Consider the following 12,062-nt stretch of genomic DNA (forward strand, 5'->3'; position numbering starts at 1 on the left):
CCCTCTCGACGGTTTCATGGCGGACTACGACCTTGCGATCATCGGCGGCGGCCTGAACGGTGTCAGCCTCGCGCGCGATGCGGCCGGCCGCGGCCTGCGCGTGATCCTGTTCGAGCAGGGCGATCTCGCCGGCGCTGCGTCGTCGGCGACACCGCGGCTGATCCATGGCGACCTGTCGATGCTGGAGCGCCGCGGCTTCTGGCGGGTGCGCCGTGCGCTCGCCGAGCGCCGGATCTGGCTCCGGATCGCGCCGCACCTGGTCCGGCCGATGCGCTTCGTGATTCCCGCGCATTCCGACGAACGTCCGCCATGGCTGTTGCGCGCCGGTCTGTATCTATATGACGGCCTCACGAACCGGGGCGGCCTGCCGCCGTCGGCGACCCTCGACATCACGCATCATCCGGTCGGCAACGCGCTGAAACGTCCGTTCGGCACGGCGTTCGAATATTCAGACTGCGTCGTCGACGATTCCCGCCTGGTGGTGCTCACGGCGCTGGATGCCGCCGAACGTGGCGCTGCGATCCGGACCGGGGCGCGCTGCGTCCGTGCCGATCGGGACGAGACCTGGCGGCTCGCTGTGGTCGATCGCGGCTATCGCCGTATCGTCACGGCGCGGGCGCTGGCCAACGCCACCGGCGCCTGGACCCCGATGGTCGCGGACACCGTGCTGCGGCAGCAGCAAGCCCCGATGGCGGCCATGCAGATGAGCCAGATCGTCGTGCCGCGCCTGTTCGATTCTGAAAACGTCTACGTCTTTCAGAACAATGATGGCCGGCTGATCTTCGCCCGGCCCTTCGAGCGGGACTTCACGCTGATCGGCACGGTCACGCACGCCTTCACCGGCGATCCCGCCATCGTCGCGATGCCGGGCGCCGACGTCAGTTATCTCTGCGAGGCTGCCAGCCGCTATTTCCGCGAGCGTGTCGGCCCGACCGACGTGGTCCGCACGGTCTCCGGTGTCAATTTGGCGCTGGCGTCCGCGCGCGGGCGCGAGGGCACGACGCTGTTCCATGCGCGCCGGCGCAAGGCGCCGCTGCTGACGATGTTCGGCGGCGATGTCACCACCTCGCGCCTGCGCGCGGAGCGGGCGGTGACGAAGCTGACCCCGTTCTATCCGATGTCGCCGCCCTGGACCGCCGGCGCGGCGCTGCCCGGCGGCGATTTTGCCTGGGACGGTTTCGACAGCGAGGTCGACCTTGCGCGCGACCGCTGGCGGTTTCTTTCGGAGCCGGAGGCCCAGCGCCTGGTCGCGGCCTATGGCTCGCGATTGCCCGCCGTGCTGGGCGAGGCGAAGACGCGCGAAGAGCTAGGCCCCGCCTTCGGACCCGAGCTGACCGGCGCGGAGGTGCGCTATCTGATGACCCACGAATGGGCGCGCTTCCCCGATGATGTCCTTTGGCGGCGTTCCAAGCTGGGCCTGACAATGCCTGCGGCGGATCGTGACAGGCTGGCGGCGTTCATGGCGAATGTGATGTGAACGATCTCCCCAGAAGCGGTTGAGCAAAGACCGATCGGCCGCTAGCGTGCGGCGGAATCGGGGTTGGCAGGGATTATGGCGGAAGAGTTACCCGGAACGGACGTCGCGGCTGAAGCGGCCGCCGGAGATGCATTTCCCGCGGCGGGGCAGCCGCTGCTGCGCATCGAGGGCGTCGCCAAGACCTTCGGGACGTTCCGGGCCGTCGATGGCGTCTCGCTCGACATCAAGGCCGGCGAGTTCTTTGCGCTGCTGGGCCCCAGTGGCTGCGGCAAGACCACGCTCTTGCGCATGCTCGCCGGCTTCGAGGCGCCGGACGAGGGGCGCATCCTGCTCGGCGGCAAGGACATCGCGCAGGCGCTGCCGCACGAGCGCCCGATCAACATGATGTTCCAGAACTACGCGCTGTTCCCGCATCTGTCGGTGCGCGACAACATCGCCTTCGGCCTGAAGCGTGCCGGCATGGCGCGCGCCGAGATCGCGACGCGCGTGGCCGAGATGGTCGCGCTGGTGAAGCTCGAAGGCCTGGAGAAGCGCAAGCCGGACCAGCTCTCCGGCGGCCAGCGCCAGCGCGTCGCGCTCGCCCGCGCCCTGGCGCGCCGACCGCAACTCCTACTGCTCGACGAGCCGCTCGCGGCCCTGGACAAGAAGCTGCGCGAGAGCACGCAAGGCGAGCTGATGGAGCTGCAGCGGCGGCTCGGCATGACCTTCATCATCGTCACCCACGACCAGGAGGAGGCGATGACGATGGCGAGCCGGATCGGCGTGATGAAATCAGGCAAGCTTGCCCAGGTCGCGAGCCCCCGCGAGCTCTACGAGGCGCCGCGCTCGCGCTGGATCGCGGAGTTCGTCGGCGACATCAATCTGTTCGACGGCGAGACCAGATTGCGCGACGGTCATCGTCTGGTCATCGGCACGCGTGATGCGGGTGCGCTGGTGGTGGCCGAGCCGCGCGAGCTGGTCGGCGCGGGAAAATTCGCGGTCGCGATCCGCCCCGAGAAGGTCAAGCTGTCGCGCCGCGCTCCTGCGAGCGAGGCCGGTCGCGAGACGGCGATCAACATCCTCGACGGCGTGATCGCCGACATCTGCTATCTCGGCGGCACCACCACCTACAAGGTGAAGCTCGATACCGGCGGGATGCTGCAGGCTTCGGTCGCCAACAGCGCGCGTATCGACGTCGACGCCTACAGCCTGAACCAGCACGTCGTCGCCTGGTTCACGCCCGACGATTGCGTGGTGCTGCCGTCATGAGCTCCCGCCGTATCTTCGCGCGACCGGCGCGCTTTGCCGCCATCGCGCCCTATGTCTGGATGGCGCTGTTCTTCCTGGTGCCGTTCGCCTTCGTGCTCAAGATCAGCCTGTCGCAGACCGCGATCGCGCAGCCGCCCTACGTGCCCGTGTTCGACCTGACGGCGGGATGGGACGCGCTCAAGGCCGCCTTTGCCGCGCTGTCGATCGACAATTTCAGGCTGCTCGGCTCCGACGACATCTATGTGTTCGCCTATGTGCGCAGTCTTACTGTTGCCGTCACGGCGACGGCGCTGCTGCTCCTGATCGGCTATCCCATTGCCTATGGTATGGCGCGGCTGCCGAAGCGCTGGCAGGCGGTGGCGATGGTGCTGGTGATCGTGCCGTTCTGGACCTCGTTCCTGATCCGCATCTATGCCTGGATCAACATCCTCCAGCATGATGGCCTGCTCAACCAGATCCTGCTTTCGCTGCATCTGGTCAGCCAGCCCGTGGTGTGGCTCTCCACGGACACCGCGATGTATATCGGCATCGTCTATTCGTATTTGCCGTTCATGATCCTGCCGCTCTACGCCACGCTCGCCAAGATGGAGCCGGTGCTGGAGGAGGCGGCCTCCGATCTCGGCGCGCCGCCCTGGCAGGTGTTCTGGCTCGTCACCTTTCCACTGTCGCTGCCCGGCGTCGGTGCCGGGGTGCTGCTGTGCTTCATTCCCATCGTCGGCGAGTTCGTGATTCCTGATCTCTTGGCCGGCTCCAACTCGCTGATGATCGGCCAGACCCTGTGGCTCGAATTCTTCACCAACAAGGACTGGCCGGTCGCCTCCGCTGCGGCCATCGTGCTGCTCATCGTGCTGCTAGTGCCGCTGCTGTTGTATGAGCGCCTGCAGAAGCGGCAGCTCGAACAGGGACGGTAGGGCGATGCGAAAAGTCTCCCGCCTGTCCCGCTTCAACATCGCCTCGCTGGCGCTCGGGCTGGCATTCCTCTATTTGCCGATCCTGATCCTCGTTCTCTACTCCTTCAACGCCTCGCGGCTGGTGACGGTGTGGGGCGGCTGGTCGCTGCGCTGGTATCGCGAACTCTTCAACGACCGCGCCATGATCGAGGCGGCCTGGATGAGCCTGCGGGTTGCGGTCTCCTCCGCGACCATCGCCACGCTGCTCGGCACACTCGCGGCGGTGGCGCTGTCGCGCGGCGAGCGCTTTCGCGGCCGAACGCTGTTCTCCGGCATGCTCTATGCGCCGCTGGTGATGCCGGAGGTGATCACTGGTCTGTCGCTGCTGCTGCTGTTCGTGGCGCTCAATGCCGAGCGCGGCTTCTGGACGGTGACGATCGCCCACACCACGCTGACCATGTGCTTCGTCGCCGTGGTCGTGCAGTCCCGTCTCGGCTCGCTCGACCGTTCGCTGGAGGAGGCGGCGATGGACCTCGGCTGCAACCCGGTCCGCGCCTTCGTCGCCGTCACCCTGCCGCTGATTGCGCCCGCGATCGTCGCCGGCTGGATGCTGGCCTTCACGCTGTCGCTGGACGATCTCGTGATCGCAAGCTTCACCACCGGCCCAGGCTCGGCGACGCTGCCGATCCGGATCTATTCGGAGGTGCGATTGGGGGTGAAGCCGGAGATCAACGCGATCTGCACGCTGGTGATCGCCCTGATCGCTGTGGTCATCGTCATCGCCTCGCTGGCCTCGAAACTGTCGAGCTCGCAGGGCGAGAGCGCTGCGCCGCTGTAGCCGTCCGACATGCCATGTATGGTGCTCAGGCACCACCTGACATAGTTAATAATTCATATAGCTTATCTGGCTATCGTCGCCTCGCTTGGGGAAGAGGGGCGATGAAGCGGCTTTATATTGGTGTGGCCAGCACGGTTCTGGCGTTACTCTGTCTTGCTGTTCGTCCGTCGGCCGGTGCGACGCAGATGGTGTCGCTGCTGTACAACGGCTCGCCGCAGTCGCCGCAGCAGATCGGCTCCGACGAATTCCGCCGCAAGCTCGGCGAGATCGCACAGGGCCGCGTCATCCTCGATGCACGCGCCGGCAACGCGCTGGGCAGTGAGACGGCGATCCTGGCCGCCATGCGCAGTGGTGTGGTCGACATGGCGACGCTGTCCGGTTCGGTGGTCAGCTCCGCCGTGCCGGAGTTCGGCGTGTTCGACGTGCCGTTCCTGTTCCGCGATGCGGCGCAGGCCAAGGCGGTCGCAGAGGGGCCGGTCGGCGCGCTGTTCGCCAAGCATTTTGCCGACAAGGGATTGGTGCTGCTCGCGATCGGCAAGCAGGGCTTTCGCAACGTCACCAATTCGAAGCGGCCGATTCATTCTCCTGCGGACCTCCGCGGCCTGAAGATCCGCGTGCTGCCGAATGAGGTCTATCAGATGACCTTCAAGGCGCTGGGCGCCGAGGTCGTGCCGATGGAGTTCACGCAGGTGTACTCCGCGCTGAAGGATGGCCGCATCGACGGGCAGGAGAACCCGGTCATGACGATTGCCACCAGCCATCTCGAGGAGGTGCAGAAATATGCCAGCCTGACCGGGCATTTCTTCGCCCCGATCGCCTTCGTCGCCAACCGCGAGGCGTTCCAGGCCCTGAAGCCCGCCGACCAGGCCGCCATCGTCGCCGCAGCCAAGGCCGGTGCGGAGGCGACCTGGCAGAGTGGCGTCGCGGAGGAGACGAAGAAGCTCGAGGAGCTGCGCAAGGCCGGCATGGAGATCATCGAGAAGGTCGATCGCCAGCCCTTCATCGATGCCGTGAAGCCCCTGGAGCCTGAGTTCGAGAAGCGCTTCGGCAAGGATCTGCTCGCCCGGATCCGGGCTACGCCGTGATCGCGGGAAACATCATGAACCTGTCATTGCTTCTGTCGCGCATCGGCATCCGCCCGCGCATCTTCGGCGGCTTCGCGCTGGTCCTGGGTTTCCTCTGCGTACTGGCGCTGCTTGCCGTCATGCGGCTGTCCGAGATCGGCGGCACCGTCGGAGAGCTCGTCACCAGCGCCGACGGCGATGCCGGCATGGCGCGGGTGCACGCCGCGCTGCTCTCGTCGAACGTCACCGTCGAGAAATTCGTCCGCACGCGCAATATCGGCGACCGCGACAGCGCCATGAAGGCGATCGACGGCTTTGGCCAGACATTTGATCAGGTCGATCAGCAATTCACCCGCCTGCCGGCGATTGCCGCCGGCCGGAGCGCGCTGGTGGATGCGCTCGGGACCTATCGAAAATCCTTCACGGCAGTCGCCGCCGCTGTCGATCGTCTGCGCACCGCAAGCACCAAGAGCGAGGCCCTCGGCGCCTCGGCAGGCCTCGACGTCGGTGCGATCAACGTCGCGCTCGCGAACCAGCCCGACCGTCTGCTGCAGCCGCTGCGTCTGGCCGGCACGGTGGATGCGATGCGCGTCTCGGTGCTGCGTTTCACCATCACCCAGGCCCAGGTCGACGCCGACGATGCCGGGATGACGATCGGCTATGCGCTGGCGGCGGTGGCCGATAGCGAGGCGGAGATCGCCGATGTCGATGCGCCGCGACTGAAGAATCTGATCGCGGCCCTCAAGAAGGTGCTTGCCGATCAATCGGCGACGCTGACGGAGCTTTCCGCCGCGATGAGCGAGCTACGCAAGGCGCAGGCCGAGCTCGTCAAATCCAGCAGCGCGATCGATGCCAAGGCGGCCGAGATCAGCCGGGCCCTCGGCGCGACGCGCACCGAGCAGAGCCGGCTCACGGCTGAATCCGTCGAGCAAACCCGTAATCTCGTGTTCACGGTGGCCGCGTTCGCGCTCGTCCTCGGCGCATTGCTGGCCTGGCTGATCGGACGCAGCGTGTCGCGTCCCATCGGCCAGATGACCCTGCGCATGCAGAGCCTTGCGGCGGGTGAGCTCGACGAAGCGATCCCGGGCGGCGGGCGCGGCGACGAAATTGGTCACATGGCCGGCGCGGTCGAGGTGTTCCGCCAGAGCGCACAGACCGTCCGGCGCATGGAGCAGGACGCTGCCGCGCAGCGCGCCGCAGCCGAGACGGAACGTGCGGCGATGATGGCGCAGCTCGCCGACCGCTTCGATCGCGGCATGGAGGGCGTCATTGGCGGCGTCTCGAGCCGTGCCGAGGAGATGGGACAGAGCGCCGGAAGTCTCGCCCGCGTCGCCGAGCGCGGTCGCTCGCTTGCCGAGCAGGTCGCCGCGACGTCGGCCCAGGCGTCCGAGAATGTGCAGACCGTTGCGGCGGCGACGCATCAACTCGCGGCCTCGATCAAGGAGATTTCCAGCCAGGTCGCGCGCTCCGTATCGGTATCGGATCAGGCCAAGGAAGAGGCCTCACGGACCGAAGCGCTGATGCGCGCGCTGTCGGATTCGGCCGAGCGGATCGGTACGGTGGTCCAGCTGATCCAGGCGATCGCGAGCCAGACCAACCTCCTTGCGCTCAATGCCACGATCGAATCGGCACGGGCCGGCGATGCAGGCAAGGGCTTTGCCGTGGTCGCCAATGAAGTGAAGAGCCTCGCAACCCAGACCGGGCGCGCCACCGAGGAGATCGCAGGGCTCGTTGCCGAGATCCAGGGCTCGACCGGACAGTCGGTCGCTGCGATCGGTCAGATCGGCAGAACCATCGCCGAGATGACGGAGATCGCGACGACGATTGCGTCCGCCGTCGAGGAGCAGGGGGCCGCAACCAGCGAGATCGCGCGCAATGTCGAGCAGGCCGCGAACGGGACAGCGGCCGTGACCGACCAGGTCGGCGCCGTCCGTACCGTGGCCGGCGAGACTGATGCCGGCGCCGAAGCCGCACTCACGGCCGCCTCGGCCTTGCAGGATCAGGCACGCGCGCTCAAGAAGGACGTGGCGGAATTTCTCCAGACTGTACGCAAGGCTGGATGAGGCGCATCTGCGCGTCGCCATCCTTGTCCATGCACGTCACCGTGGCCGCGTCGTTCGTTTCGAGGCCCTCGACTTCGCAGGCCGAGGCGCAGCCGTTGCCGTGCGTGCGGCATGAAAGGCGCGTACCTCGCTTTGCATGGCCGCGCCGAGCTGGCGCAGCGCGAGGCTGTTGAGCGGAAACTCCAGCAGGATGTGGATCAGGCTCAGCGCCAGCAGGAAGGTGAAGCCGAACGCATAGTCGTAGAAATAGAGCGCGGTCGACGCCGCGCTGGCGGCGGCCATCGCCGCCAGCCGCGCCTTCGGAACCTCGGTCCAGCGGATCACGTCGGCTTTGATGAACCAGTTGAGGTAATGATAGGTGTAGACGAAGGCGAGCAGGCTGGTCAGCCTGGTGTCGAGCACGAGACCAGGCACGCCGAACAGCCGGCCGAGGGCCGGGCCGACATTGCCGAAATAATCCTGCCCCACCCGGGCAAAGCTTGCGATCCGGATTTCGGCGGTGGGGGGCAGCAGCACGATCGCGGCGATTGCGGCGAGATAGACCACCACCAGCGCGGCCTGCACGCGGCTGCCGGACCGGTAGGCGCCGAGCACCATGAAGATCAGCGTGAACAGCGAGACGTGAATCAGCGTCGGAATCAGGATACCGATCACGGCGAGCGAGGAGCCGCTCGAATACATGATCGCGGACAGGGCGATCGCCACCATGAACAGCAGCATGCTCTCGATCGCCGTGGCGGTCGCCGCCAGCATGGCGCAGACGATCAGCGCGGCCCACATCGCGAAGCCGAACCACGAGGCGTTGTCGATCAGCGCCGCGACCACGGCGACGATGGCCAGGACCAAGGCAATCCCCCGATGGGGCAGGTAGTAGCTGCGATCATGCAGCCACGAGATCTCAGTGAAATAATGCGCCGGGCCGAGCACGACATAGGCCAGCAGCAACAGCTCGAACGGCACCAGATAGGCGGCCGCGAGCGCCAGCAGCATCAGGCCGAGATGGATCGCGTCGTTGCTGCGCATGATGCCGTGCCCCGTAATATTGGGGCACGGAGGTTAGAGCAGACGCAGACAACCCGCAATTGCCCGCGTCGTCGCTCAAGCGCTTTGCTTGCGGCGCCTCGATGCGTCCTGTCGCGTCAGGACTTCACCGCACCTGCCGTCAGCCCGCCCACCATGTAGCGGCGGAAGGCGTAATAGACCGCGGCCGGCGGCAGCGCGTAGATGAAGCCGGTGGTCATGAGCAGCTCCCACGGCGAGTCGTCGGCGGCGAGGAAGTTGCCGAGCGCGACGGGGAGGGTGATCTCGCGGTCGTTCGAGAGCAGCAGGAACGCGTAGAGATATTCGTTCCAGGCCAGCAGCACCGCATAGGTGCCGATCGCGACCAGCGAGGGCATCATCAGCGGCAGATAGACCAGGCGGAAGATCTGCAGCGTGGTGGCGCCGTCCATGACCGCGGCTTCATCCAGCTCGACCGGCAGCTTGTCGGACGCCTGCTTGAGCACCCAGATCGCGTAAGGCGAGGCGATCGTCACCATGGCCAGGATCAGCGACCAGTGATTGTTGAGCAGGCCGTAATTGCCCATGGTGCGATACATCGGCACCGCGAGGAACGCCGCGGGGATGAAATAAGTGAAGAGCGCGAGGTTCAACACCATGCGCCCGCCCGGCACCTTCAGCCGCGAGATCGAGAACGCCGCGGCCGTGGCGATGAACAGCGTCAGCACGCCGACGGCCGCTGCGATCAGCGTCGAATTCCAGAACTGGACGTAGAAATCGCGCAGGAAGTAGTGCTGCTGCTTGAACACGATCTCGAAGTTGTGCAGCGTCGGATGGTCCGGCCACAGCTTGCCCGAGAATGCGTCCTCCTTCGGCGAGATCGCGAACAGGAACATGTGGTAGATCGGGATCATCGTCCACAGGAAGACGGGAATGCCGATCAGGAGCAGCCGCGCTTCCGTCGCGACGTCACGGAGAGAGGGAAGCTTCATCGCGACAACCGTTTCATCATGAAGTACACGAGCGGCAGGACGAACGGCATCGCGCAGACGATGGAGGCCATCGCGAGCGAGAGCTGGTCGAGCCGGAGATAGCGGATACCGAGCGTCGCCAGCACGTGCGTGAGGTCGGCCGGGCCACCGCCGGTGAGCAGGTAGACGCTGTTGAAATCGCCGAGCGTCCAGATCATCGAGAGCAGCGTGCAGGTCACGTAGAGCGTCTGCATCGACGGCCAGGTGATGAAGCGGAATTTCTGCCACCAGCTCGCGCCGTCCACCTCGGCGGCCTCGAACAGGTCGTGCGAGATCGCAAGGCGTCCGGTGATCAGGATCAGCGTCCAGAACGGCAGCGACTTCCAGATGTGCACGCCGATCGCCATGCTGAGCGCCACGGTCGGGTCGTTCAGCCAGTTCGGGCCGTCATCGCCGGTGAAGGAGAAGATGAGGTGGTTGATGACGCCCCATTCGGGATTGAACATGAAGCGCACCGACAGGATGGTCGGGATCGACGGCACCGCCCAGGGCAGGATGAAGATCACCGAGAGCCATTTGATCCAGGTGCGCTGCATGGCGAAGAAGCCGGACAGGAACAGCGCGATCAGCATCTTGATGTTGATGCCGATGACCAGGAAGATCAGCGTGTTGACTGCGGCACGCGCAAAGATCGGATCGTTGTACAGCGCGACATAGTTCGCCGGAGCGCGCGCCAGCCATAGCCCGTAGCAGACGGGATAGACGACGAAGGCAAGGAAAACGAGCAGATAGGGCGCGAGCAGAATAATGCCCCAGACCTGCGCCGGGGTCAGCCGCGACGACAGGGGCGGGCCGGGAAGTGCCTGATCGCCAGAGAGCGTGATCGCCATTCTTTCGGACTCTTTGAAAGGACTTCCGGCCGCGCGAGGCGGCCGGTGTTGTTTGCTTGCTTACCCTCTCTCCGTAAGAACGGGGAGAGGGTGGGATACAGTTTAACCCGCGACCTGCTTGATGCGGGCGATCATCTCGTCCACGGCCTTGTCGACCGGGACCTTCTCGCTGACGACCCGGTTCATCGCCTTGGCCCAGATGTTCTCGTTGTTCAGGATCGTGAACTTCCAGTTCTTGGTGAAGTCGAACGCCGCGGTGCCGCCCTTGAACTGCGTGTAGACGGCCTTGCGGTGCTTGTCAGCCTGCCAGAACGGGCTTTCCTGGCTTTCCTTCGTCACCGGGAACCAGCGGCCGAGCGCGCCCTCGATATAGGGACGGACGTTCTCTTCCTGGAGCAGGAAGCTGATGAACTGCTTGGCCTCGGCCTTGTTCTTGGCCGCGGTGAAGATCAGTCCGGTCTTGACGTCGGAGCGGTAGCGGATGGTCGAACCATCAGGAGCCTTCGGGAAGGACGCCGTGACGATGTCCTGCTCATAGGCCTTCTTGCCGGCGTCGCGCTGCTCCTGGGTCAATGCCTGGTTCTGGGAGTCCTCGAACCACTTCGCCGCGATCGAGATCGTGAAGTTGTGGGTCATCACGATGGTCTTGTTGTGGAAGGCGACGTTGTTGTCCGGATCCTTCCAGGTCGTCGAGGAGGGCGGCGTGCAGCCCTTGATATAGGTGTCGGTGTAGTCCTTCATCGCCAGGATCAGGTTCTCGCGAACCTTGGGATCGTCGACCAGGAGCTTGCCGTCGTCGTCGACAAGCTTGACGTGGTAGGCGTCCATGAAGGTGTAGAACGACTGGAAGGCGTCGGTGGATTCCACGCCCATCGGCTGGCCGACGGCGTAGATGCGCTGGCCGGTGGCCTTGCGGATCGCGGGCTGCACCTTGTCGCACCAGAACGTCCAGTAGCCCGTCCAGTCGTTCGGGATGTCGCTCTGCTTGAAGCCGGCCTTCTCCAGCATGTCGTTCCAGATCTGGACGTGCATGCTCTGCTGCTTCAGCGGGAAGCCGTAATAGGCCTTCTTCTTGGTGACGTCGTTATAGAGGATCGAGGCATCCAGCGTGTTCTGCACGAACCGGTCCTTGATCGGCTGCATGACGTCCGTGAGGTCCTCGAGCTTGCCCTCATAGGCCCACTTGCCCTGTGCCTGCACGTCATAGGAATCGGAATAGGCCACATCGGGCACGGTGCCGGCATCGAGTGCGGCGACCGTCTTCGGAATCATGTCCTGGATCGCGTATTGCGACAATTCGACCTTGATGCCGGTCTTGGCTTCGAATTTCTTGATCGTATCGATCAGCGCGTCGTCTTCGGAGCGATAGAAGCCCTTGCCCCACCAGACCGTAATCGTCTTCTGCTGCGCAAAGGCAGGTGCAGTGACTGCGAACAGCCCAACCGCAGCGACCGCCAGTGACACTGCGCCAATAACCTTGGATCTCACGTTTTTCTCCCTCAAACGGCCGGTGTTTTTAACCGGTCGTGTAAAACACTAGCGCATGGCGGTGAGCCGATCTAGCGGCATCTTGTCAGACCTAGGTCGTGGGCCTTGCGCCGGAGGAGATGCTTAACGTGCGC

The 12,062-nt window shown here is 65.1% G+C and carries 10 protein-coding genes; 6 read left to right on the plus strand and 4 right to left on the minus strand.

The window, feature by feature from the left end; translation table 11 throughout:
- The first annotated feature begins 16 nt into the window (after positions 1-16).
- The 6 genes from JQ603_RS30190 (at position 17) to JQ603_RS30215 (ending at position 7,580) form a co-directional block, all read left to right on the plus strand.
- The gene (locus JQ603_RS30190) at positions 17-1,477 is read left to right on the plus strand and encodes a glycerol-3-phosphate dehydrogenase (protein ID WP_212345107.1); all 1,461 of its coding nucleotides are present in this window, start codon (positions 17-19) and stop codon (positions 1,475-1,477) included.
- Between the two features lie 75 nt (positions 1,478-1,552).
- A complete protein-coding gene (locus JQ603_RS30195) occupies positions 1,553-2,725 on the plus strand; it encodes an ABC transporter ATP-binding protein (RefSeq protein WP_212345449.1) in 1,173 nt (390 codons plus the stop codon).
- On the plus strand, positions 2,722-3,636 hold the full coding sequence (locus tag JQ603_RS30200) for an ABC transporter permease (RefSeq protein ID WP_212345109.1): 915 nt from the start codon (positions 2,722-2,724) through the stop codon (positions 3,634-3,636). The genes JQ603_RS30195 and JQ603_RS30200 overlap by 4 nt, the downstream gene beginning before the upstream one ends.
- 4 nt (positions 3,637-3,640) lie before the next feature.
- Positions 3,641-4,453 carry an ABC transporter permease gene (locus JQ603_RS30205; protein WP_212345112.1) on the plus strand — a complete coding sequence of 271 codons (813 nt, stop codon included), beginning with the start codon at positions 3,641-3,643 and terminating at the stop codon, positions 4,451-4,453.
- A 101-nt stretch (positions 4,454-4,554) separates the two neighbouring features.
- On the plus strand, positions 4,555-5,538 hold the full coding sequence (locus JQ603_RS30210; protein ID WP_433996661.1) for a TRAP transporter substrate-binding protein: 984 nt from the start codon (positions 4,555-4,557) through the stop codon (positions 5,536-5,538).
- A 14-nt stretch (positions 5,539-5,552) separates the two neighbouring features.
- Entirely contained in the window at positions 5,553-7,580 is a 2,028-nt protein-coding gene (locus JQ603_RS30215) for a methyl-accepting chemotaxis protein (RefSeq protein ID WP_212345114.1), read from the plus strand.
- A 36-nt stretch (positions 7,581-7,616) separates the two neighbouring features.
- Here JQ603_RS30215 and JQ603_RS30220 read toward each other — a convergent pair whose 3' ends face one another.
- The 4 genes from JQ603_RS30220 to JQ603_RS30235 form a co-directional block, all read right to left on the minus strand.
- Positions 7,617-8,603, minus strand: a complete 987-nt coding sequence (locus JQ603_RS30220) for a hypothetical protein (RefSeq protein WP_212345116.1) — start codon at positions 8,601-8,603, stop codon at positions 7,617-7,619.
- A 116-nt stretch (positions 8,604-8,719) separates the two neighbouring features.
- Entirely contained in the window at positions 8,720-9,571 is an 852-nt protein-coding gene (locus tag JQ603_RS30225; RefSeq protein ID WP_018641536.1) for a carbohydrate ABC transporter permease, read from the minus strand.
- Entirely contained in the window at positions 9,568-10,440 is an 873-nt protein-coding gene (locus tag JQ603_RS30230) for a carbohydrate ABC transporter permease (protein ID WP_212345117.1), read from the minus strand. Before JQ603_RS30230 ends, JQ603_RS30225 begins: the two co-directional genes overlap by 4 nt.
- A 102-nt stretch (positions 10,441-10,542) precedes the next feature.
- Positions 10,543-11,928 carry an ABC transporter substrate-binding protein gene (locus JQ603_RS30235; protein ID WP_212345119.1) on the minus strand — a complete coding sequence of 462 codons (1,386 nt, stop codon included), beginning with the start codon at positions 11,926-11,928 and terminating at the stop codon, positions 10,543-10,545.
- Between the last annotated feature and the right edge of the window lie 134 nt (positions 11,929-12,062).

This window comes from Bradyrhizobium liaoningense, from assembly GCF_018130825.1.
Lineage (GTDB): Bacteria > Pseudomonadota > Alphaproteobacteria > Rhizobiales > Xanthobacteraceae > Bradyrhizobium > Bradyrhizobium liaoningense_B.